Genomic DNA, 23605 nt, shown 5'->3' with positions numbered 1-23605 from the left:
TGAGAGCAAGCACAAATGCGAAAAATAATAATGGGTCTTTTAAGTGTAAGTTTTACAACAGTTACTTTTGCGAGTTCCGATCAGAAAAACTATCAACAGTTTATACCTAAAGACTGGAAAATCATCGAAATAGCTCGTGGTGATTTAAATCATGATGGCATGGAAGATATCGTATTGGTAATTGAGGAAAATAATCGCAAAAATATAATTCATAATGATGGATTTGGAAGCTCTAATCTCAACACCAATCCAAGAGCTTTGTTGGTGTTATTCAAAACAGCTCAGGGTTATCAGTTAATCAGTAAAAATAAAAAACTTCCTAGTGAAAATGATGCAGACTCGCCTTGTCTTGCAGATCCACTCGATGATGGTGCTGTAACGATTACAAAAGGTATTTTAAAAATCAATTTACATTATTGGCTCAGTTGCGGCTCGTGGTATGTGACCAACAATACATTTAGCTTCCGCTACCAGAATCAAGGTTTCAAATTAATTGGTTTTGATCAAATGAGTTTTCATCGGGCTTCTGGTGAGAAAAGTTCATTGAGCATTAATTTTTCTACTGGAAAAATGAAAAAAACCACAGATAAAAATGAGTTTGAGGAGAGTATTCAGCCCGCAAAATTCGAATGGAAAAATCTTAAAAAACAATATGATTTAAAATTGAAATCTATTAATTTTAAAGAACCACCAGAATTTGAATAAAAAAACACCTCAATTACTTGAGGCATTTTTTCTGCGTATAGTTATGCAATCAAGCCTTCATCGCGCATCGCAATTTGTACAGACTGTCGTTCTGCAACCTTATCACGGATCGCATTGATATGTTGATAAGGACTCAAATCATGTCCAATACTTTTTGACCAGTTGGTAATCACGAATAAATAGGCATCTGCCGGGCCAAAGTTATCATCGACCAAGTAATCATTTTCAGATTCACTGATGGTTTTATCAATGTGCGTAAGCAAACGATCGACTTCTTTATAGGCTTTGCTTTTTGCTTCACCTTCAAGTGGCCCACCAAAAAATACCGCATAGGCATCATGCAATTCAGAATTGAGATAACCAAGCCATTCAAGTACTTTGGCACGCCCCATTCCCGATGGTGGAATTAAATCTTGCTTCGGATCGTGCTGGGCTAAAAAGGGTAAAATTGCAACATTTTCAGTCAAGATCAATCCAGGATTAATTTCCAGTGCTGGTACATATCCTTTTGGATTGATGTCGTAATAATTTGCACCTTTTTCTGTTTGATGCGTTTTAAGGTTAACTTTTTCTAAATCAAAGTCGACATTAATTTCATTTAAAATAATATGTGCTGCGAGTGAACATGCGCCTGGTGAATAATACAACTTCATATGGGATCCTTGTTATCTAACTATTTTATGTTCTAAAACGCTTCGAAGTCACATGCAAGGGCTATATAAACTTCCTTACAAAAGTCGATCTAAGAAAAATCTTTATACTCTACTATTAATCAAAAAAAATTCGTCGCGCAAGCGATATTGTGTGTGATCTGCTCAAAATATGAGTGAACACAATACTTCTGGCCGGGCAACAGAATGTAAGACATAGAGATCGGCATGCGCAGCTTATCCAGCAACTTTAAATAATTGATGATGCTTTGATGATCAACCGCCAATAGTTTGTCTATAAAATAATCTACAAGATACACGTGACAAATACATGAAGGCATCCAATGAGACGAGTCTTTTCCTATTCATGCTTGCTTAGTCTTATTGAAGCTGTGATTAGCGTTTGACTTACCCCCCTAAGCATTTAAAATACGGCATCTGAATTTTTAGTATCATCAAAATCATGTCGACCGATCAGTTAGAAACGCAGATTACTGAACTGGATAATTTGCCTGAACACCGAGAAATTGTGACGTTTATGCGCCGCGCTGCGCCATTGAATACTTCACAGCGTATAGCTTTAGAGCAATATCAAGCACTGATTTTGGAATATCCGGTAGGTGATTTACGCCAGCATTTTGAACATCCTGAACGCCCATTGACAGTCGAAATTGGTTTTGGAATGGGTCGTTCTTTAGTCTTAATGGCAAAAGCAAATCCTGAGCGTAACTTTGTTGGTATTGAAGTACATGTACCGGGGATCGCCCAGTGCGTTTATGAAGCAGGAATGGCCGAACTTAAAAATTTACGCGTACTTGATGCAGATGCCATTCAGGTTTTGCGTGAAATGCCGGATAACAGCATTAACTGTATCCAGCTTTACTTCCCAGATCCGTGGCAGAAAAAACGCCACTTTAAGCGTCGTTTTGTTGCTCATGAGCGCATGGAACTGGTCGAACAAAAACTGGAGCTTGGCGGTACTTTCCATGCTGCAACAGACTGGGAACCCTACGCTGAGTGGATGCTAGATGTTCTTGACAACCGCCCTGCTTTAGAAAACCTTGCAGGTAAGGGTAATAGTTATCCACGCCCAGAATGGCGCCCACAAACCAAGTTTGAACGTCGCGGTTTAGAAGCTGGCCACAAGATTAATGACTTTATTTTTAAGAAAATTGGATGATCAGTTGAGTATCACATAGCTGATACAGTACTTAATCGCATTAAATATTAACTATTTAATGCGATTTTATTTTTTACAGTATGATGGTTTCTTACTCTTAAATAATTTTCTTAATATACATGTAGATTTACGAACCGCTTATCTAGATGTCCAACGCTCTTAAACAACTCTATTATGATCTATTCCATCTAGGTTGAAATGAATGTTCTGAACCAGTATCTCAATCATGCGCTGTTTCGCCTCTTCGCTTGCCCATGCGATATGCGGTGTAAGCAAAATATTGGGTAACCCACTCTGTAAAAGTAGATCATCTTTAGAAGGAGGTTCTTGGGTCATGACATCCGCTGCGTAGCCCGCAATGCGACCAGTACGAAGTGCGATGAGTAAATCGTGTTCATTCACTAACCCACCTCGACTGACGTTTATAATAAAACTATTCGGTTTCATTAAATTCAGTGTTTCTTGATTAAGCATATATCGATTGTCAGCATTTAGTGAGCAATGCAATGACAGTACATCCGCAATTTGAAGTGCTGTCTGAAACGGAATATATCCCTCTCTACAGCTTGCTTGATGCGGACGCTCAGAAAAAAACACTTGCATTCCAAACGCTTGTGCTTTTAATGCTAAGGATTGTCCTATTTCACCTCGACCTACAATTACCAATGTTTTTTCTTTCAGATCATAAATTGGAAAGCGATGATCTTGATAACAAAAACTATTGCTGTCACTCCATAATCCTGAAACAACTGAATTCTGATAAAACTGCAAATTTTTTATCAAATTTAACATTAATAAAAAAGCATGTTCGGCGACTGTATCGCCTGCATATCCCTTAACATTACACACTTTTATATTTCTCTGTTTTGCTAACCCAATATCGATATGATCAAAACCAGTCGAACAGAGTGCAATCAGTTGAAGCTCTGGATTGTTGTCCATCACTTGCTGATCAACTTTTAAATCATTTACGATTAAAACATGCTGATCCTTCACTTGATCATAAAATTGCTGTTGGGTTAACTTTTCAAATTCGGTGTAGTTCACAGGAAAATTAAAACTGAAGGTTTGCTTCTCCAAATAATGTTTTTCAGTACATGTTATTCTGACGTGCTGCATATCACTCATCTCAATTTTAACAATTCAAAACATCCGTTAAGTATCAATACTGATCGACGCAATAAATGATTTGTTTAAGCCACTCTTGGTATAGATCGCGTTTTTTCAATCGAAGAAGTTAAAGTGAAACTGGATGAAGCATGTTCACGATCATCATAATACTCACAAATAAAATTCTTACAGTAGCTCATAAATTTTTCTGTGACTGCATTCAAATTGACACTGGTGAGTGTGGCAATTCCTATACTTATTGGTGCATGATTTCCTTCTAACATTATGCGAATGAGTTTTTTACCATTTAATGTATGCTCAAGCTTATGTCGTAAATTGGTCATGCTGTAACCCCATCCATCAGCCACCATGGTTCGTACTAAATCATAGTTTTTGTAGGTATCTTTGATATGTGGCACCAAGTTATGCTGTGTAAATAAATCAGTGCAATAATCTTTATAATAGGTAGAGTCGTGCAAAATCATCGGAAACTGAGTTAAATCTTCTAAGCGAACACTTTTCATTTTTGCCAATGGATGATGTTCACTCACCAACACATGAGGAGGCAAACTCACTATCGGCTCAAAACAGATAAGGTTATGATCAATTTGTAAATTTGTAGTAATTGCCATGTCCACTTTATTTGACAATAATGCGTTCATTAGCTCATCATGACTGCCATCTACTAATCGAATATCGTCTTTTGGATGTAAGAGACCAAAATCATGCACAATATCTGAATAAATCAATGGCGTTAAAACTTGATGACAACCAATATGTAAAAACCGTTGTGTTAAACCACAATACTCAGAAGCAAGTGTATATAGTGCATTGGTTTGTCCCAAAATAAACAAACATTCTTTGAGAATTTTCTCACCAATCGTCGTTAGCGATAAGCCACGTGCGTGTTGACGAATAAATAATTTAACTTTTAATTCCGATTCAATATGGGAAATTGCAGCAGAAATTGAAGGCGGAGATACATGTATTTTCTCCGATGCAACAATAATACTGCCATGCTGTGCAGTTGAAACAAAATATTCCATTTGTCTAAAAGATATGCGATTCAACACTGTTGTTCTCTCCATATTTTAAAGATCAAACATAAATAGAAAATCCAACTCATAAAAATGAGTCATTCATGATTTATGTTTTGTTTAAAACGTTAAGATGATTTTCTTTCACTACAATCGACTTTCATCAAGGAAGATATGTCTTTGCCTGTCATGTTTTTAAAGTAAGTTCATTGATATTTACCTATGTAACTCACTAAAAACTTTATTTCTTCACGACATTTGGCAAAACACATAACATTTCAAACAAGAGATTAGCACCGAGCAAAGAGGTATTTCCTGTGGTGTCATAAGGTGGAGATACCTCGACCAAATCGCCACCTATAATATCCAGCCCCTCACATCCACGAATAATTTCGAGCGCTTGAATAGTAGTCAGCCCACCAATCTCTGGCGTTCCAGTTCCTGGTGCCCAAGCAGGATCAATTCCATCGATATCGAAAGACAAATAAACAGGCCCACCACCTACTTTTTCTCTGACTTCAGCCATAAGCGGAGCTAAAGATTGATGCCAGCATTCCTCTGCCTGTACCACCCTAAATCCCTGACGACGGCTCCAGTTAAAATCATCGGCACTATAGCCCTGTGCTCTTAGACCAATCTGTACGACACGATCACAATCCAGAAGATCTTCCTCTACCGCACGACGGAAGGTGGTTCCATGCGCAATTTTTTCACCAAACATGTGATCATTTACGTCTGCATGCGCATCGATATGTACCAAACCGACTTTGCCATGTTTTTTCTTAAGCGCCCGTAGAATCGGTAATGTTAGTGTATGGTCACCGCCGAGTGTTAAGGGAATAATTCCATATGACAAAATGCGATCATATTCTTGTTCAATGATTTCAACAGCATGTAGTAGGTTAAATGTATTGATTGCAACATCACCAATATCTGCCACATTAATACAATCAAACGGTGCCGCGCCTGTTGCCATATTGTAAGGTCTGATCATGACGGACTCGGCTCGAATCTGACGCGGTCCAAAGCGTGTTCCAGATCTAAGTGAGGTTCCAATATCTAAAGGAATACCCACAAATGCAGCATCTAATTTAGCCAACTCCTCAGGCGTTTCAATGACAGGTAAACGCATCATGGATGCGATGCCACCAAAACGCGGCATTTCGTTTCCACCCAGAGGTTGATGTAAATGTTTGGCCATGTGTATACCTATATCTATTTGTTTTCATTATTTATCTAATAAAAACACGTCAGCTTAAATAGTATTTATTAAATAATTAGTTTTGATATTTATAAACTAATTGAATGCAGAATATGACCTAACGCTTTACTTGAGGACCTGATGCTAAAATGTGATCTATGAATTATGAATGCGTCATTTTGAATGCACATGCAATTTAGGATTGAAATTTAGTTGAGATTAAAAGTTAAACGGCTTCAGATCAGGAGAATATTGATCTGAAGCCGTCTGGTTAGGATAATAATAGCGTGATTTAATCTTGTATTACACCTATATAGCGTTGAATGATATCTTCAATTTTTAGATAGATAAGGCTTAGCCCTCTGGTTTTACTTGCATAAACTCACGTATCCGACTGAACGAAGCAGATGAAGAACAACGAATATCCTCAGGTGATGCATCACACTGCACGACACCATGTTCCATCATAATCACCCGATCAGAAATAGATAATGCGAAATCCATCTCATGTGTGACAATCAGCATGGTCATGCCTTCACTAGCAAGTGATTGAATGACCTTGAGAACTTCGCCAACCAGCTCCGGATCCAGTGCAGAGGTAGGCTCATCAAACAGCATGATATCGGGCTTGAGTGCCAATGCTCTTGCTATTGCGACACGTTGCTGCTGACCACCAGAAAGCTGATGTGGATATTTATCGATATGTGCAAGTAAACCAACACGATCAAGTAAATAAAGTGCCTGCTCTTTCGCCACAGTACGATCAAATAGCTTGTGGTACATCGGTGCAAGCATCACATTATCTAAAACAGTGCGGTGTGGAAATAAATTGAACCCCTGAAACACCATGCCGATACGACGAACTCCAGCACGCATCTTCTGTTTATCGATTACCGCGCCACCTTTGATATAACTCTCGCCATACAATACAATTTCCCCATCATCGATACTTTCAAGTGCATTGATGGTTCGAATAAGCGTCGTTTTACCAGAACCTGACGGCCCAATGATGCTTAATACTTCACCATTTTTTATTTTTAAATTAATTCCCTTTAAAACCTGATGCTGCCCCCATGATTTATGAATATCTCGTAAATCAAGTGCAACAGGACTTCCAGAGGCCGACTCTATAGTATTTATTTTAAATATTGGGGCTTTCAGGTTTTGTTTTAATGCAATGCATTCACTCTCTTTAAGTGTTTGTGGTGATCTGCGTTGTAGATTAAGGAAATTTTCAAGCCATTTAAATAACCAAGTAAACAACGTTACAATCATCACATAATATACTGCAACTGCAAGCAGTGTTTCCATAACCAGAAAATTATCTGCATATAAGCGCTGACCTATGAGTAATAACTCTGGCAGTGAAATAACAGATAAGATTGAACTCAGTTTGATAATAGTAATATATTCATTAATTAATGTTGGTAATGCAATTCGAAAAGCCTGTGGAATTATAATTAAACGTTGAATACCAAAAAAACCAAAACTAAGCGCATGTCCAGCTTCATTTTGTCCTTTAGTCACAGACAGTAAACCACCTCGATGAATCTCTGCCATATACGCAGCTTCAGTGATAGTCATTGAGATCAGACCCGCAATAAATGGGACGCCCAGCAAAGGTTGAGTGACTGGAAACATCTGTGGCAAATTGTACACAAAAACCAGTAGCACCATTAAGGGGATACTACGGAAAAACCAGATATAAAGTTCGACTGGTATTTTAATCCACCGTGGTGCAGATATCTTCGCACACGCCAGAAAAAATCCTAATATCATTCCAATAAACCAAGACAACGAACTGATTATAATTACAGTTACGCAAGCCTGCCAAAACTCTGCAAAGCCAAATAATGAGAAAAAATATTCCCAATCGAATTCCATACCGGTTCCCAATCTCAATCAATTAATGAATAGGTTCTAAATTATATTTTTTGATCAGTGCGTCATATTGACCATTTGCTTTGGCTTTCGCCAGTGATGACTTGATCGCAGCAACGAGCGCTGTATTGCCTTTGGTGACATAAATTCCAAGTGGGAGCGGATAGATCAGACGTGAAGAACTCACCATTAGGCGGCCTCGACTTTTCTCAACCAAAATCTTTGCAGCAGGCGCAATTTCGAGTTGGGCATTGATGTTTTTTGATATAAGCGCCTGAGACACTTCAGAAGCTGTTGGGAATTCCATCACCTGAATAGCAGGTTTTTTATTTTTGAGACAATATGCTTCTGAATGTTTCTTAAGACTGGCAACCCATGCTGTGCCCTGTTGCAAACCCACTTTGACACCACATAAGTCATTTTCGGTCTTAGGCAAAGTCGTACTATTTTTAAGCGCAATAATTGAAGCACCTGTCATGGCATAAGGAATAGCATCTGCCTGTTTTAAACGTTCTGGAGTGACATATAATCCTGAAATGACTGCATCATACTTTTTACCTAAACCCAAAATCAGACTGGTAAACTTGGTATCAATGAGTTGAGGCTTGGCATTTAAATCTTTGGCAATCAACGCAGCAAAATCTGGATCAAGACCTACAATTTTTTTCTGACTGTCATACGATTCAAAAGGTGGATAAGTTGCCTCTAATCCAACTTTAAATACGCCATTGGTCAGTAATGGTGCAGCATGACTGACTGATGAGAAACATGCGATCGCAGTTACAGATATTGCCACTTGGGATGTGAATTTTTTAAGTATTTGTTTCATAAATTACTCCTCACTCATTGATAGTGCTTTTTAGCTTTGCTTGTTGTTTCAAATGACCAAAAGTGTTGGTTGCACTTGCTCGTTCAGGTAATTGCAACTCACCACTGGCAACTTTTTCACGTAAATAACGATAAGTTTGTAACGCCTGACTCCACATATGTTCACCAATACTTAACTCTTTATATTGATCTACCTCATTTGCTTTTAAAAAGTGCGGTAACGGGCGAATTAATGTGTGATAATCACAGGCAAAGAACAGTGGAAATGAATAACGCTCTTGGGGTACCTTGCGAACACGGTGTGCAGTAGCAATAAAGGTGCCAGCACTCAACACTTCCAGCATGTCACCAATATTAATAACAAACGCCTCTTCACCATTGATATCTTTAGATGGCGGTGCATCAATCCAGATTCTGTCTTCATTGAGTACTTCTAAGCCTGGCTGGTCTGCAAGTAATAGTGTGAAACATTCATAATCAGTGTGTGCACCAATGCCTGGCTTATCTTCTGCTGTTGCATCAAAAGGATAGTGAATCAAACGTAGTTTTGATGGTGGGCAAGTCACCATTGACTTGAAATAGCCTTCTGGCAAACCAAGTGCCAGTGCAAAAGCATCAAATAAACGATGTCCTAACGCAAAAACCGCCTGATAATAGTCCAAAACCTGTGACTTAAATTCTGCAAGTTCTGGCCATTCATTTGCACCAATCAGTGGGGTTTTGGATACGACAAAAGGATGATCCTCTGGAGCCTGAAAGCCGACATCAAATGCTTCTTTCAAATCTGGTTTTCCAGAACCATAAATCTCTTCGCCTTCAGGAACATAACCCTTATGACTTTTCGATTGGCCAATGTAGTAATTCATTTTTTCTTGCATTGGCAAAGCAAAGAATTTTTTTGCCGCTGCTCGCACACCTGCGATTAATTCTGGTGCAATACCATGACCAGTGACATAAAAAAATCCAACTTCTCGCGATGCTTGTCCAATTGCATCTGCAACGGCTTGTCGCTCGGCAAGATTTTCGCTGTTTAAGTTCTGTATATTAATCACAGGGAGTTCGGTAAAAGCGCCTTTAACGTTGGTCATTTAGTTGCCCTCCTTTTCAATTGAAGATAAAAATTCGTTAAAATGCTGTTGCTCCTCATGCAACATCCATGCATTAACCGACCACAAATCAGCCACAGGCACATTGGTAAATGGTAAGTGGTGTAAATAACCATCAGCACCAAATTCCGGCGTAAGTGTAGTTTGCTGATAACCACGACGATGCTGCGACCGCCAGATTTTCTGCCAGAAATCTTGCTGAAACTTGAGTGCAGTTTGATATTCTGGAGCAGCGGGATGCGGAACCTGAGGTCCTTGGTCATATCCAACTCGAGCCTGAATATGATGAACACGATCAATAAATGTAGTGAAATCATCACATGGATCATTTAACAAACGTTCACTAACAACAATCCAGTGACTGATATCAGCAGTAAATTGTAGTTGTGGAAGCTGCTGTATAATTTCCAGAGTAAGCCAAGGACTATAAAGCGACGTTGCTCGATGCGTTTCAAAGCTACAATTCAGCTCAAAACACTTTGCTAGCTCATGTGCTTTTCCAAGAAAATCAACTTGTTGTGCCAAAGGCCAACGATCATTTCCTGCAAGTAAATTGACGAATAATGGCTGCAATTGTTTCGCTGCATCGAAACGTTCTTTTAATCGTTCAAGATGCTGTTCTGGTGTTTCTTGCTGCTTGGGTATGACATCACCACCACTGAATACAATCGCAATATATTCAAGTTCTGCGGCTCGAATATCTGATGCTAAGGCTTGCTGTTCATCTAAAGTTAACGGCACACGTGCTTCAATTCCTGCACAACCCGCTGTCTGTAATTCACGAAGTGTCTGTTCCCAAGAGGAGTTAACTCCCCATAAGGTGCGAAATTTTTTAAGTTGTATCCTACTACTTCCCTGAGATGTGACATCCTCAATAGGTGCGATTTCATTTCTATAGCGAGATGGACCAAGATGCTGATTCATTTTTAGATCTGTATCGAGCTGTTTTATAAATGTTATCTCTCAAAGTAATAAGGCATTAAATAGCAATTTCTAAATAATTAGTTTTGAGTTTTCTAAACTATATAAATGAGCTTTAAATTACATCATTGCTTTATACCTTCTCAGATTTAGAAAATTGAGATCAACTGTCAACATCTTATTCGAACTTGGTTCTTGAGCTTGAACAAATGTATGTAGACAGAATATCAATCTCAAAAAATATTAGCTGTTAGAAAAGCAAATTATCTGAAACTAACATCATCATTCTTTATATTTTTATCGATAAGGTTGATACAGATGTCACGAAAAAATCAGACGTTTATGCCAAATGATTTTTCTGAGTTTGTATTTAGTTTTGACATTTCTAAACTAAGTAATCTATTTTAAAGGTAACCTCTATCGGCAATTATGTTATGGATCTTCAACATTTTCCTGATCTTAAGCTCCTGCGCGTTTTTGAAACTGTTGTTAAAAATCAAGGTTTTGCAAACTCACAACAGGAACTTAATTTATCAACATCCGCCATTAGTACCTACATGAGTCAGCTTGAAGCCAATGTTGGGATGAAGCTATGTGAACGTGGTCGTGGTGGTTTTTCTCTTACCTACAAAGGAGAGCTTTACTACCAAGAGACTGTGAGGCTTCTTCAGGAAATCGACAAATTTGCGCTTTATAGTGCTCAAGTCAAAGGGGAGTTAAACGGTATACTCAAAATTGGGATATTAGACTCGATTGTGACCGAAAAGCATTTCCCAATTGATCAGATTATTGGACAGTTTTCTCAGGAAAATCCTTTTATTTACATACAACTTCAGGTTCAGAGTCCATACGAACTCCAAATGGGTGTTTTAGAAAATCGTTATGATTTGGCGGTGGGTGCTTTTTTCCTAAAAATGAATGGTATTACTTATCACCCTTTGCACAAAGAGCAGCACTGGTTATTTTGTAGTGACAAACATCATTTATTCGAACAACGTCATTTGACTGAAAATATAATTACGCAAGAGAAAATGGTTCGTAGAGGTTACTGGAGCCATAGCGAATTGGCTAAACATGGATTCAACAATTCATCTGCCTCTGTAGAATCCATGGAAGCACAACTCATTTTGATCTTATCTGGACAATATATTGGTTATTTACCTGAACATTTTGCGCAAGCATGGGTAGATCAAAAGCGGCTTAAAGTACTACTGCCTTCTACTTTTGGTTATCGAGCACCATTTTCCTTAATCATGCGACGCGGTCGCAGTAAAGATCCAATTATCCAGAAATTTCGCAATATTATGTCAAAATATATTTAACATCTAACAACAAAAGTCTGCTTTGTCTTTTTCAATCAATGATAAAGCAGCATGCCATGCATCCCAAATAATTCCTTCTGCATCATCCTGTTCAAATTGAGATGCTGTAAACTCGCATAAAGCTTGGGAAGGATAAATTAAGTTTTGTCCTGATAATGCCTTGATCTGAATTTGACAGGCGCGCTCCAAAAAAAATATTTCATGAAATGCATGTGCAACCGACTCACCTGCTGCTAATAAACCATGATTTCTTAAAATCATGGCTTTGTTATTGCCTAGATCATTGACCAATCGCTCTCGCTCTTCAAGTGATAATGCAATTCCTTCATAATCGTGATAAGACAAACGACGATAAAATTTAAGCGCATGCTGTGAGATAGGCAACAACCCATCTTTCTGAGCTGACACAGCAACACCATCTGCAGTATGCGTATGAATCACACAATCTAGATGTGGTTTAGCATGATGAATAGCAGAATGAATGACAAAACCCGCCACATTTACCTTCTTGCCTTGATCATAACTCTCAACAATTTTTCCATCATGATCAATCTTGACCAAATCGGATGCGCGCATGTGATCGAATATGACGCCATAGCGATTAATTAAAAAATGATTAGGCTCTTCAGGCACACGCAGACTGATATGTGTATCAATTAAATCGGTCATTTTATAGTGTGCAATTAAGCGATAAAGGGCTGCTAGTTGACACCGTGCCTCCCATTCAACTGGATTTATAGTGAGATGTTGATTCATTTCAATACTCTTTGACTCAAATATGCCATGCTAAATTTTAAGGAAATCTTATCTGGTTCCTATCATCGTTGAATTTATAGTTCTGCTGATTCGTATTTACTGAATCCCATTCAAAAATTCAGAATTTAATTAAAAAAATTTATTCGGTATAAGTTTCAACAAGAGTTTATGGTTGATTTTTATACTCAGACATTTTTGAAGTTTTATCTGCCTTGATTTGAACTCAATCAGCTCATTTTTTCGACAACGAAAGTAGCTAGAAGGCAAGTAAATTTCAATATTTTTAACAATATCAGATTGTTAAAAATGTATTCATACCATTTTTAGAGACAAAAAATCAATTATTTATGCTCAAACTGCTCTGATTTAAGGGTTTGATTGAATTATTAGTCTTTGAAAGTATTTTCAAATGAAAGCTATTCTGGATCATTTTTTATTTTTAATACCTTGGGGTTACGCTTATGCAATATCGTAAATTAAAATTTTCATTGAGCTGTTTAGGATTTTTGAGTCTTTGCCAAGTTGGCTACTCTGCCGATCTTAGCATTGGTGATGCAAAATCAGTTGAGGGTGAACTTAAACTTTCTGGATTTTTAAGAGCAAAATATGAAGATAAAAGCTGGTCTAAGAATGATCAAAAACTGACTTTTGATGTCGCAAAAATCAATATCAACTATCAATCATCTTTAATGTTTGGACGTATTGAATATCGCTGTTATCAATACGATAAACTTTGTGATTTCTCTGCACTTGTAGACGGTTATTTAGGCTATAAGATCAATGAAACCAACAAAGTTACGGTTGGTTTACAAAATATGCCATTTGGTCCAGGTCGCTTCTGGGAAAGCAATAATTATGGAGGCATCGTAACTCAAGTCGGACTTGAAGATGTGCATAATGTCGGGATAAATTACCGTACCAATCTTTTTTCAAATACAGATGTAGATCTAGGTTTCTTCCCAATTGATGGCGGCGACTATCATGGGAAAAGTGTAGATTCAGCACGTTACTCATCTAACTTTGTAAAACCTGATCCAAGCAGTGAAATTCAAACTTATCTCAAAGAAGAAAATATGTGGGTAGCGCGGGTCAATCATAAACTAAAATTTGATGATCCAGATTTATCTGCTTCATTGGGAGGTTCATATTGGTTTTCAGACATTAAAAATAAAACCAATAATGAAACAGGTCGTCACAAAGCTTGGGCATTATTCAGCCAGTTAGGTTATCAAAATTTTCAAGTCACCTTAACAGGTGGTCATCACAAAATTGACAACAAAGATCCATTAAATCCAAATGTATCCGTAGCAGGTTCATTTGATTATTATAACTACTTGGCAAATGAAGGTAATTTCTATACAGCTGATATCAGTTATACATTTAAGGATGTCGGAAAAATTGGGAAAATTACACCTTACGCCATGTACAGTGCTTATGATAAAACAGGCAGCTATAAGACCTCAACGCGCAATATTATTGGAGTATCAGTCGATCATAAAAATCTTGGATTCACGACTGAATATATTATGGGAAAAAATGACTTACTAATTGGTGGAAATGAATATTCCTTAGTGCAAGGAAATGATAATAAAACCCAACATTTATTAAAAATGACTGTTGCTTATTCATTTTAATATTTAGAAATTTAACCCGAATCGCGGATAAGAAATTGACTTGAAAAATAAGAGGACTAGAGCTATCAGTTGAGTTACCACACCAAACTCACAACTCTAGTCCTGATGTTCAATAGTACCGAATTATTCTGCGTAATTGATGATTTTTTTCTTAAATTTGAATTAACTTATTGGGAGTTTCTCAAACAAGACCGTGGTTCCTTATGAATCAGAACTGCTCAACTTACAATTTCAGAAATCTGCTTTATTGCTATTTGGTACAAATGCTCTCATTTCAATAATTTCAAAGCCTTTTTTACTTGATTAAAAGAAGATAAAAGCCATTTATTTAAGTACTTGCCTTGCTATCAAAGGATGATTCATCTGATCAAAAGGCATGAATTAGCTCTACATGCTTTACATGTGGCATTGATGAAAGGCCAAGATACACAATATTTATGGATTGATTCAACCACTCTGCCAGTTTCAGCGTCATAAATCATTAGTCCAAATTGCATCACGTGGTAGAAGCTCAATGGGCTGGTTTTATGGCTGTAAATTACATATTGCGATGAATCAATTGGGTGAAATTGCCTGTTCTGCTTTATCAAATGGACATGTTGCTGACATAAAAATAGTTGAGCAATTAGTTGATGGTCTAAACGGAAAACTTTACGGAGATCGAGGTTACATCAGCCAAGAATTAAAGAGCAAGCTACAAGATCAAGATATTGATTTAATTACTTATCATCGGAAGAATATGCAGGTTATTCAACTCTGTACATCAGATGAATATCACCTAAGACAACGCAATAAAATAGAAACATTATTCAGCTTATTGAAAGGGCAATACAATTTAGTGACGAGTAAAGCATGTAGTCTTCATGGATTTCTCAGTGGGATTTATGCTTCGCTATGTGCATATCAATTAACCCATGGAAATAAGCCAACAATTCAAATTATGAAATCATCGGCTTAAACAGGATTCGGGTTACTTAAAGTTTCAGACTATATAATAATTAACCATTAAAATTGGCTTAACCAATTGATGATTATATGAATCTAGAATATGTCAATAAGTCAAATTTTTAGTCATGATTCCCCTACCTGATCAACACGACGATTTGTAATTGCTTGACTCAGCAATTGATAAATTTCTGCCAAATCTGGACGTTTGGCTTGACTCAGTAAATCTTGATGCATATTTAGAATATTTTGGTCATTTCGCACCGCAGGTCCAGTTTGTACCAATACTGGATCGTGCAATGTGGCTTTGCGCGCAGTTTCAAGTATCAATGGATAAAGCAATGAAAAATCGACCTGTTGTTGATCGACAATTTGCTTGGCCGCATCATAACAATAATTCGTAAAGTTACAGGCAAAAACAGCGGCTAGATGTAAACTCAAACGTTGTTCAGAATTATAGTGATAGACTTTATTACTTAGGCTATTTGCGATTGCTTCAAGATGTTTTAATCCCTCATCAGTTGAAGCTTCAATAAATAATGGTGTCTCAGACCAGTCTACCTCGCGCTCAAAGCTAAAGGTTTGCAACGGATAAAATACCCCAGCATTGGCATGCTGCTGTGTGAGCTGTTGCATTGAAGTACTGCCAGAGGTATGCACAATTAAGGCGTTGGGCAAATATGGATGCACAGCCTGAATTACGCTTGAAATGGCGTGATCGCTAACCGAAATAATGAGTAAATCGATGGATGCATCAAGCTGCTCAAATTGATGAATCGGTTCTGCACCAACACGGCACGCTAAAGTTTTTGCGTGTTCAACATCACGACTCATAATTTGCACGATCTGGTGCTGCGATGCACACGCGCTGGCTAAATGGGTGGCGACTTTGCCCGAACCAATAAAACTAATACGCATCTTTCAATCATCTATTTCGCCAAAATAGCGCTAAGCATGCCAATAAAAAAAGGACGAATCAATCGCACTTTCTTATGATCTTATATATGAATCAAACCTATATCTAAGGTAGAAAGGTCTGAACTACTTTTCCAGTTAGATTTTGATTGAGCAATGGCGTATTTTTACCCTGCGATAAAATTGTGGTTTTATCAACCTTCCACTCAAGCGCTGGATCAACCAATACCCAGCCTTTTTCATTTAACCAGCGCTCTTGCATATTGGCTACGCGTGCCGGTGCTACAGTCACTTTCTCTACCCATTCCAGAGGCTCAAACAGCCCCTCTTGGATGAGTTGTACACCTAAAGCGACATAGGTATCAAATGCACTAATACCGGGTAAGGTTTCAGCGAATGGCATCATTTTAGCAGAGCTACTCAGTGGTTCGTGATGTGTACAAATCGCGTCAATCACGCCTGATTTGACTGCGTCACGTAACGCTACTTTATCTGCTTCCGAACGAAGTGGCGGTCTTACGTGCGCTAAAGTATTAAACCCATCAATTAACGCTTCGGTTAAATGTAACTGATGCATCGCCACATCTGCCGTGACAGGCAGGCCTTTTGCTTTAGCCGCACGGATCAACTCAATCGACTGTGCTGAAGATAATAATCCAAAATGCGCACGCACTCCGGTCGCTTCAATCATGATTAAGTATTTGGCAATTGCAATGGTTTCTGCAATGACAGGAATCATCGGCAGGCCTTGGCGAGATGCAATAAATCCTTCATGCACACAACCATCTTTGGCAATCTGTGGTTCCTCAGGATAGAACACCACCGTCAAACCTAAACCGGCTGCATATTCTAAGGTCCGAATCACCACATCATCGTTTTCAAATGCAGCATTGGCATTTGAAACTGCGGTACATCCACCTTTTTTAAGTGCTGCCATATTGGCTGGCTGACGTCCCAATAACCCTTGGGTTTGTGCGCCAATAATATGCAAATGAAACTTGCCATCAGTCCATGCTTTTTCAATTAGACCATGAATTAACGCACCGTTATCTTGTACGATCGGCTGAGAGTCTGGCGGCGTGATCACATGCAGAATACCGTTTTCACGTGCCGCTTTACCTTCGGATTTTAGCGTGCCGTGTTGCTGCTGACCTGGCTCTCGAACGCGCGCACATAAATCCACCATGGTCGGCATTAACCATTTGCCCTGAGCATCAATCTGCTCATCGATCTGATCAAGCGAATCGACACGCTGGCCGTTTTGAAGATATACCGTTGTTGTAACATCAATTTGCGCGACAGGATCTAACAAACGAACATTTTCAAGTTTTACATTACTCATGAATAGACCCTTAGTTTGCGATTGCTTCAATTAAACCTTGTGCTTGTGCCTGACCTTGCATGGCCAACGCCAGTACGGCCATACGCACCGCAATTCCGTTAGTCACCTGATTCAGAATCACGGATTGTGGCCCATCTGCAATCGCAGAATCAATTTCTACACCGCGGTTCATTGGCCCTGGATGCATCACGATACAATCTGGTTGGGCAAGAGCCAAGCGTTCTTGATTCAGACCATACATACGGTAAAATTCTGCCTGAGAAGACAGCGCTGGCGAATCGATTCGCTCATTTTGAATACGTAGTGCAATAATCACATCACAATCTTTTACGCCATCATCCATTTTATTGAATAAACGCACATGATCGCCATATTCATCAAATCCAACAGGCAGTAGTGTATTTGGCGCAATTACGCGGATGTCACGACATCCCAAGGTTTGTAAAGCCGCAATATCTGATCGTGCAACACGCGAGTGTTTAATATCGCCAATAATTGCGACTTTTAAATCTTCAAACGGTTTTTTGGTTTCACGGCGGATGGTCAGCATATCGAGCATTGCCTGCGTTGGATGTGCATGACGCCCATCACCTGCATTGATAATCGCAATATTCGGACATACATCTTTGGCAATAAAATGTGCAGCACCCGAAGACGAGTGACGTACCACAAAAATATCCGCTGCCATGGCTTCAAGGTTCCAAAGCGTATCGCGTAGCGTCTCACCTTTTGAGGTGCTTGAACGTGCAATATCGATATTCAATACATTGGCAGACAAACGCTTTGCTGCGGCTTCAAATGTGGTGCGTGTCCGGGTTGAGTTTTCAAAAAACAGGTTCATTACCGTGCGCCCTTCAAGTAAAGGTGTGGTAATCAGTTGATTTTGATCATTGAAAAAGGATTGCGCGGTGTCGAGGATTTTTGTAAGAGTTTCTTTAGACAGACCTTCAATGGTCAGGAAGTGCTTCAAATTGCCCTGCTGGTTGAGCTGAATCTGACTCGGAGAATGCAAAGCTGCCAGATGCATGAGAGATTCCTTATACGTTAAGTTAAGGCATTATACAGATATTTTTTCATCACAGGCAGATGCTGTTTTTGGCAATTGTTGTTTTCTAGATCAATTATGAAAAGAAATACAATAAAAATAAGTACCTAATAAATCATAATAAAATTTGTTTTCTATTTTTTAAAATTATGTATTTTAAAAATGTAAAATCAAGATGATCAACATTTGAATAAAAAAGAGGATTTCGAATTTAAAGACCAAGTTTTAAGGCATAAAATACGCTAAAATAGCCGATTGCTTTTGCTGCTTTTGGGAAATTGAATGAACTCATCACAACGTCTTTCTACATATTGGGTAACCTGTGCGGATGGACTGGAAACCTTACTTCAACAAGAATTACAAGGTTTAGGTATTGAGAAAACTGAGCGTTTTGCAGGCCGTTTAATTCTCCAAGGCACATTAGAACAAGCCTATCGTATCTGTATGTGGTCGCGTTTGGCCTCACGCGTTCTTAAGCCCATTCATACCTTTGAGCTTGAACATACTCACGATGCACGTGATGTTGCAGAGGAACTATATGAAGGTGCTATAAGTTTTGACTGGTCACTTATCTTTGCACCACAAAGCACCTTTGCAATCCGTTTGCATGTCGAACGCGAAATTAAAGTAAATTCACAGTTTGCTACCTTACGTGTAAAAGACGGCGTGGTTGATTCTTTTATGGAAGCAGTTGGACGACGCCCGAGTATCGATACCAAACAACCAGAAATTACCTTGTTTGTTTTGGCAGGTAAAACTGAACATACCTACTGCCTCGATCTTTCAGGCGACTCCCTGCATAAACGCGGCTATCGTCGCTATATGACCGACGCGCCAATCAAAGAAAACCTCGCTGCTGCAATTTTGCAAAAAGCGCAGTTAAAAACGCTGAATCCTGATCTGATTTTAGACCCAATGTGTGGTTCGGGTACGTTTATCATCGAATCACTGATGATTTTAACCGACCGTGCCCCAGGCTTGGTGCGCCGCTTTGGATTTAACGGGTGGCATGGCCATGACCGCGATTTATGGTTATCGCTTAAAGCCGAAGCCACTGAGCGACATGAAGCAGGTTTGGCGCAACCATTACCGAAATTCTTTGCCTACGATGCCGACTGGGAGGCCGTAAAAGCCACTCGTCAGAATATTGTCGCTGCCGGATTTGAACAGCTTCTAGATCAGATTCAGATCGAAGAACGTACCTTGGCCGACTGGCCTGCATTCGATGCTGAAAACAAAACTGCTTTTATCGTGACAAACCCGCCATATGGCGAGCGTCTAGGTGATAAAGCATCGAATCGTGCTTTATATCTCGGTTTGTCTGCCCTACTGCAACAACATTTTCCAAACCAACACACCGCAGTGATTGCTGCTCAAGTTGAGCAAGCCGATGTACTGGCGCTAAGTGAGCCTGAAACACTACGTCTGATGAATGGTAAATTGCCAATTTACATTCGTTTTGGTCAGATCAAGCCATTAAGCAATAGCCAACCGTTTTTAACCAATTGGCATGCAGACCCTGTTGAAGTTGAGGGTGCACAAGATTTTGCGAATCGCTTGCAAAAAAACATGGCGGCTTTGAAAAAATGGGCAGTGAAGGAACAAGTGTATTGCTTGCGTTTATATGATGCCGATCTTCCAGACTTTAACGTCGCAGTCGATTTGTATGGTGATCGCCTACATGTTCAGGAATATGCACCACCCAAAACCATCGACCCAGAAAAAGCCAAGAAACGCTTTAATTTAGCTTTGGCTGCGATTCGTGCAGTTACTGGTTTACCTCGTGATGCCGTATTTATCAAAACACGCGCACGTCAGGAAGGAAAAAACCAGTACACCAAACAAAGTACCGCGTCTAAACGTTTTGTCGTACAAGAAGGCAAAGCCAAAATTTTGGTGAACTTGACAGATTACCTCGACACCGGACTTTTCCTCGACCATCGTCAGATGCGTTTACGCATTGCGAATGAAGCCCGTGGCAAGCACTTCCTCAACTTGTTTAGCTATACATCTACAGCCAGCTTGCATGCTGCCTTGGGTGGCGCAGCCAGTACCACCAGTGTCGATCTATCGAATACTTACATCAACTGGTCAAAAGAAAACTTTGTACTCAACGGACTCACTGTCGACCATGCAGACGAGCAGCATATGTTCTTTGCCAGTGACTGTTTTGAATGGCTAAAAGAAGGTCATGAGCAATATGACCTGATTTTTATCGACCCGCCGACCTTCTCAAACTCTAAGAAGTTTTATGGGACGTTCGATGTGCAACGTGACCATGTGTCATTATTGAAACGTGCCATGAACCGTTTAAGCCCAGAAGGTACGTTGTACTTTTCAAACAACTATCGTGGCTTTGAACTGGACGAAGAGATCGAAGCTGTCTTTTATGCTCAGGAAATCACCAACGATACCATCGGTCTAGATTTCAAACGCAATCAAAAGATTCATCGTGCATGGAAAATTCAACATCCGCACATGGGTTAATCTAAACTAAGCATGAGCGTCAGGTGACTTAACGCACCGTGACGCTCACATCTCCTCTCGCACCTGCCACATCTGCGCCACGAAATAAAAGTGGATTGATGGATGAATCGGCAGATGTATTTCTCACTACAGGAATCGGATTGTAAACCAGCTTTCCGGACTGTGTCGCATCGACCGTTTTCTTTTGTTCTTCATGTGGCGACAATGCTACAGATTGAATATTTTGTTTTTTTCGCTCACGACTATATTCTTCTGCGCGTTTTCGATTTTGTTGCTGTTGAACTGTTACGGGCTGTTGCACATCTTGCTTCACAGCATCGACCAGCTCTGGTGTGACTGAAGAAGACTGACTGGCCTGTTCTGCAAGTACTGCATCGTTAAGCGGTGCTGCTGCATAAACCATACCCGAGAGCATGCCTAATGAGCAAAGCACGAGCTGTTTCATTAACATATTCATTTGATTGCATTCCTTGTTATGATGTCTCGGTATAATTTTTATTCTTTATTTAAGCTAACAACTTTTGGTCTAATCCGCAAGATTCAACGCCTTTAAGCTGATCATCGGCATTAAAAAAACCCAAAGCACATGATACTTTGGGTTTTAAATTTCTTATTTCATCGCACGTTTAAAATTTGCTACGATGAAGAAAAATTACAAGATACGTACCGCACCTTTGGCAGCACTGGTGGTATGCATTGCATAAACTTTTAAAGCTTTCGATACTTTACGCTTACGCTCTTCCACTGGCTTCCAGCCTTTTTCGTCTTGCACTTTACGACGTGCCGCAAGCGTTTCGTCGTCTACTTTAAGATGCATGCTACGGTTTGGAATATCGATTTCGATCAAATCGCCATCTTCTACCAAACCAATCGCACCGCCTTCTGCCGCTTCTGGTGAAATGTGCCCAATCGACAAGCCTGACGAACCACCAGAGAAACGACCATCTGTAATCAGCGCACAGTCTTTACCTAATCCTTTCGATTTAAGGTAGCTGGTTGGATAAAGCATTTCCTGCATACCCGGACCACCGCGTGGACCTTCGTAACGAATGACCACCACATCGCCTGCTTTGATTTCATTACCCAAGATCGCTTCGACAGCCGCATCCTGACTTTCAAACACACGTGCCGTACCATTAAATTTTAAGATCGATTCGTCGACGCCTGCAGTTTTTACAATACAACCATCTAATGCAATGTTGCCATACAGTACTGCCAAACCGCCATCTTTAGAAAAAGCGTGTTCAGCATTACGGATCACACCGTTTTCACGGTCACCATCGAGTGTAGAATAGTAACGATTTTGCGAGAAAGCCACTTGAGTAGGAACACCGCCCGGTGAAGAACGGAAAAATTCATATACTTCAGCATCTTCAGTACGGATGATGTCCCATTTATTCAACGCATCTTGTAAAGTTTCTTCGTGTACGGTACTGACAGTGGTATCGAGTAATTTGGCACGATCAAGCTCGCCCAAAATCGACATAATCCCACCCGCACGGTGAACATCTTCCATATGTACATCTTGTTTTGCTGGTGCAACCTTACAGAGTACTGGCACTTTACGTGACAAACGATCGATATCGTCCATGGTAAAATCCACTTCTGCTTCACTTGCTGCCGCCAACAAATGCAATACCGTATTGGTCGAACCGCCCATTGCGATATCGAGCGTCATGGCATTTTCATAAGCCGCTTTAGTTGCAATTGAACGCGGTAAAATGCGACTATCATTTTGTTCATAGTAGCGTTTTGCCAGGCTCACAATAAGCTCGCCAGCTTTTAAGAATAACTTTTTACGGTTGGCATGCGTTGCCACAATCGACCCGTTACCAGGCAAAGACAAACCAAGTGCTTCTGTTAAGCAGTTCATTGAATTTGCTGTGAACATTCCCGAGCACGAACCACATGTTGGGCAAGCAGAACGTTCAAACGCTTCGACTTCTTCATCGGTATAGCTTTCATCGGCTGCGACTACCATGGCATCAACCAGATCAATGGCTTTTTCATTGCCGCGGAATTTCACTTTACCCGCTTCCATCGGTCCACCAGACACAAAGACGACCGGAATGTTCAGGCGCATTGCTGCCATGAGCATTCCCGGTGTGATTTTGTCACAGTTCGAAATACAGACCATTGCATCAGCGCAGTGTGCATTGACCATATACTCTACCGAGTCTGCAATCAGATCACGTGATGGCAACGAATACAGCATGCCGTCATGTCCCATGGCAATACCATCATCTACGGCAATGGTATTAAATTCTTTTGCTACACCACCAGCCGCCTGAATCTGCTCTGCCACCATCTGACCCAAATCTTTTAAATGAACATGACCGGGTACAAACTGAGTGAATGAGTTGACGACAGCAATAATCGGTTTTCCAAAATCCTCATCCTTCATTCCTGTTGCACGCCATAATCCACGTGCACCAGCCATATTTCTTCCATGTGTCGATGTTTTAGAACGATAATCAGGCATTTAGGTGTTTCCAACAAGTTGAGCTTGAGAAGAATACTGTATTCTCTCTGGCTGAATG

The 23605-nt window shown here is 39.7% G+C and carries 19 protein-coding genes and 1 pseudogene; 6 read left to right on the top strand and 14 right to left on the bottom strand.

Annotated features, from left to right (window positions below; translation table 11 throughout):
• Window positions 1-15 precede the first annotated feature (15 nt).
• Complete coding sequence (locus QLG00_RS04820) at window positions 16-705, top strand: hypothetical protein (protein ID WP_348994509.1); 690 nt, start codon at window positions 16-18, stop codon at window positions 703-705.
• A 41-nt stretch (window positions 706-746) separates the two neighbouring features.
• Here QLG00_RS04820 and QLG00_RS04815 read toward each other — a convergent pair whose 3' ends face one another.
• A complete protein-coding gene (locus QLG00_RS04815) occupies window positions 747-1358 on the bottom strand; it encodes a glutathione binding-like protein (RefSeq protein ID WP_004936615.1) in 612 nt (203 codons plus the stop codon).
• Between the two features lie 460 nt (window positions 1359-1818).
• On the opposite strand from QLG00_RS04815, the gene trmB reads away from it, so the two are divergent.
• On the top strand, window positions 1819-2535 hold the full coding sequence (gene trmB, locus QLG00_RS04810; RefSeq protein WP_282470590.1) for a tRNA (guanosine(46)-N7)-methyltransferase TrmB: 717 nt from the start codon (window positions 1819-1821) through the stop codon (window positions 2533-2535).
• A 159-nt stretch (window positions 2536-2694) separates the two neighbouring features.
• Here the strand turns inward: trmB and QLG00_RS04805 are convergent, their stop codons facing one another.
• The 7 genes from QLG00_RS04805 to QLG00_RS04775 all read right to left on the bottom strand — a co-directional run bounded on the left by QLG00_RS04805 (window position 2695) and on the right by QLG00_RS04775 (window position 10622).
• Complete coding sequence (locus tag QLG00_RS04805; protein ID WP_282470596.1) at window positions 2695-3654, bottom strand: D-2-hydroxyacid dehydrogenase; 960 nt, start codon at window positions 3652-3654, stop codon at window positions 2695-2697.
• A gap of 74 nt (window positions 3655-3728) precedes the next feature.
• On the bottom strand, window positions 3729-4718 hold the full coding sequence (locus QLG00_RS04800; protein WP_282470589.1) for a LysR family transcriptional regulator: 990 nt from the start codon (window positions 4716-4718) through the stop codon (window positions 3729-3731).
• A 205-nt stretch (window positions 4719-4923) separates the two neighbouring features.
• A complete protein-coding gene (speB, locus tag QLG00_RS04795; RefSeq protein WP_104124750.1) occupies window positions 4924-5883 on the bottom strand; it encodes an agmatinase in 960 nt (319 codons plus the stop codon).
• Between the two features lie 354 nt (window positions 5884-6237).
• The gene (locus QLG00_RS04790) at window positions 6238-7767 is read right to left on the bottom strand and encodes an amino acid ABC transporter permease/ATP-binding protein (protein WP_282470588.1); all 1530 of its coding nucleotides are present in this window, start codon (window positions 7765-7767) and stop codon (window positions 6238-6240) included.
• Between the two features lie 22 nt (window positions 7768-7789).
• The gene (locus tag QLG00_RS04785; RefSeq protein WP_111812869.1) at window positions 7790-8593 is read right to left on the bottom strand and encodes a transporter substrate-binding domain-containing protein; all 804 of its coding nucleotides are present in this window, start codon (window positions 8591-8593) and stop codon (window positions 7790-7792) included.
• Window positions 8594-8603: 10 nt separating this feature from the next.
• Entirely contained in the window at window positions 8604-9680 is a 1077-nt protein-coding gene (locus QLG00_RS04780; RefSeq protein WP_104124747.1) for a 2-oxoglutarate and iron-dependent oxygenase domain-containing protein, read from the bottom strand.
• Window positions 9681-10622, bottom strand: coding sequence for a TIM barrel protein (locus QLG00_RS04775; protein ID WP_282470587.1), 942 nt, complete (start codon window positions 10620-10622; stop codon window positions 9681-9683).
• A 431-nt stretch (window positions 10623-11053) separates the two neighbouring features.
• Between QLG00_RS04775 and QLG00_RS04770 the strand changes: the two genes are divergently transcribed.
• Complete coding sequence (locus QLG00_RS04770) at window positions 11054-11941, top strand: LysR family transcriptional regulator (RefSeq protein WP_171304796.1); 888 nt, start codon at window positions 11054-11056, stop codon at window positions 11939-11941.
• 3 nt (window positions 11942-11944) lie between these two features.
• Here the strand turns inward: QLG00_RS04770 and QLG00_RS04765 are convergent, their stop codons facing one another.
• Window positions 11945-12697 carry a class II aldolase/adducin family protein gene (locus QLG00_RS04765; RefSeq protein ID WP_282470586.1) on the bottom strand — a complete coding sequence of 251 codons (753 nt, stop codon included), beginning with the start codon at window positions 12695-12697 and terminating at the stop codon, window positions 11945-11947.
• 461 nt (window positions 12698-13158) lie between these two features.
• Here QLG00_RS04765 and QLG00_RS04760 point away from each other — a divergent pair, with 461 nt between their 5' ends.
• Window positions 13159-14331: a hypothetical protein gene (locus QLG00_RS04760; RefSeq protein WP_282470585.1), complete on the top strand. Its 1173-nt coding sequence runs from the start codon at window positions 13159-13161 to the stop codon at window positions 14329-14331.
• Window positions 14332-14436: 105 nt separating this feature from the next.
• Window positions 14437-15289: pseudogene (locus QLG00_RS04755) on the top strand (IS982 family transposase).
• Between the two features lie 113 nt (window positions 15290-15402).
• Here QLG00_RS04755 and QLG00_RS04750 read toward each other — a convergent pair.
• From QLG00_RS04750 to QLG00_RS04740, 3 genes are all read right to left on the bottom strand, one after another.
• Complete coding sequence (locus tag QLG00_RS04750) at window positions 15403-16194, bottom strand: DUF2520 domain-containing protein (protein ID WP_282470584.1); 792 nt, start codon at window positions 16192-16194, stop codon at window positions 15403-15405.
• A 103-nt stretch (window positions 16195-16297) separates the two neighbouring features.
• Window positions 16298-17533, bottom strand: a complete 1236-nt coding sequence (locus QLG00_RS04745) for a dihydroorotase (RefSeq protein ID WP_004936611.1) — start codon at window positions 17531-17533, stop codon at window positions 16298-16300.
• Window positions 17534-17543: 10 nt separating this feature from the next.
• The gene (locus QLG00_RS04740) at window positions 17544-18560 is read right to left on the bottom strand and encodes an aspartate carbamoyltransferase catalytic subunit (protein WP_004936609.1); all 1017 of its coding nucleotides are present in this window, start codon (window positions 18558-18560) and stop codon (window positions 17544-17546) included.
• 300 nt (window positions 18561-18860) lie between these two features.
• Between QLG00_RS04740 and rlmKL the strand changes: the two genes are divergently transcribed.
• Window positions 18861-21065: a bifunctional 23S rRNA (guanine(2069)-N(7))-methyltransferase RlmK/23S rRNA (guanine(2445)-N(2))-methyltransferase RlmL gene (rlmKL, locus tag QLG00_RS04735; protein ID WP_004936607.1), complete on the top strand. Its 2205-nt coding sequence runs from the start codon at window positions 18861-18863 to the stop codon at window positions 21063-21065.
• Window positions 21066-21093: 28 nt separating this feature from the next.
• Here rlmKL and QLG00_RS04730 read toward each other — a convergent pair whose 3' ends face one another.
• Complete coding sequence (locus QLG00_RS04730) at window positions 21094-21522, bottom strand: hypothetical protein (protein ID WP_004936605.1); 429 nt, start codon at window positions 21520-21522, stop codon at window positions 21094-21096.
• Window positions 21523-21717: 195 nt separating this feature from the next.
• Window positions 21718-23547, bottom strand: coding sequence for a dihydroxy-acid dehydratase (ilvD, locus tag QLG00_RS04725; protein ID WP_025094824.1), 1830 nt, complete (start codon window positions 23545-23547; stop codon window positions 21718-21720).
• Between the last annotated feature and the right edge of the window lie 58 nt (window positions 23548-23605).

The organism is Acinetobacter sp. V89_7 (genome assembly GCF_029967895.1).
Classification (GTDB): Bacteria; Pseudomonadota; Gammaproteobacteria; order Pseudomonadales; family Moraxellaceae; genus Acinetobacter; species Acinetobacter soli.
The sequence above is the reverse complement of the archived record's forward strand: the minus strand, read 5'-3'. Positions and strand labels throughout refer to the sequence as shown.

Coding starts and splice junctions, on each gene's coding strand:
- QLG00_RS04820 (WP_348994509.1), top strand. CDS start 16: ATGCGAAAAATAATAATGGGTCTTTTAAGTGTAAGTTTTACAACAGTT.
- QLG00_RS04815 (WP_004936615.1), bottom strand. CDS start 1,358: ATGAAGTTGTATTATTCACCAGGCGCATGTTCACTCGCAGCACATATT.
- trmB (WP_282470590.1), top strand. CDS start 1,819: ATGTCGACCGATCAGTTAGAAACGCAGATTACTGAACTGGATAATTTG.
- QLG00_RS04805 (WP_282470596.1), bottom strand. CDS start 3,654: ATGCAGCACGTCAGAATAACATGTACTGAAAAACATTATTTGGAGAAG.
- speB (WP_104124750.1), bottom strand. CDS start 5,883: ATGGCCAAACATTTACATCAACCTCTGGGTGGAAACGAAATGCCGCGT.
- QLG00_RS04790 (WP_282470588.1), bottom strand. CDS start 7,767: ATGGAATTCGATTGGGAATATTTTTTCTCATTATTTGGCTTTGCAGAG.
- QLG00_RS04785 (WP_111812869.1), bottom strand. CDS start 8,593: ATGAAACAAATACTTAAAAAATTCACATCCCAAGTGGCAATATCTGTA.
- QLG00_RS04780 (WP_104124747.1), bottom strand. CDS start 9,680: ATGACCAACGTTAAAGGCGCTTTTACCGAACTCCCTGTGATTAATATA.
- QLG00_RS04775 (WP_282470587.1), bottom strand. CDS start 10,622: ATGAATCAGCATCTTGGTCCATCTCGCTATAGAAATGAAATCGCACCT.
- QLG00_RS04770 (WP_171304796.1), top strand. CDS start 11,054: ATGGATCTTCAACATTTTCCTGATCTTAAGCTCCTGCGCGTTTTTGAA.
- QLG00_RS04765 (WP_282470586.1), bottom strand. CDS start 12,697: ATGAATCAACATCTCACTATAAATCCAGTTGAATGGGAGGCACGGTGT.
- QLG00_RS04760 (WP_282470585.1), top strand. CDS start 13,159: ATGCAATATCGTAAATTAAAATTTTCATTGAGCTGTTTAGGATTTTTG.
- QLG00_RS04750 (WP_282470584.1), bottom strand. CDS start 16,194: ATGCGTATTAGTTTTATTGGTTCGGGCAAAGTCGCCACCCATTTAGCC.
- QLG00_RS04745 (WP_004936611.1), bottom strand. CDS start 17,533: ATGAGTAATGTAAAACTTGAAAATGTTCGTTTGTTAGATCCTGTCGCG.
- QLG00_RS04740 (WP_004936609.1), bottom strand. CDS start 18,560: ATGCATCTGGCAGCTTTGCATTCTCCGAGTCAGATTCAGCTCAACCAG.
- rlmKL (WP_004936607.1), top strand. CDS start 18,861: ATGAACTCATCACAACGTCTTTCTACATATTGGGTAACCTGTGCGGAT.
- QLG00_RS04730 (WP_004936605.1), bottom strand. CDS start 21,522: ATGAATATGTTAATGAAACAGCTCGTGCTTTGCTCATTAGGCATGCTC.
- ilvD (WP_025094824.1), bottom strand. CDS start 23,547: ATGCCTGATTATCGTTCTAAAACATCGACACATGGAAGAAATATGGCT.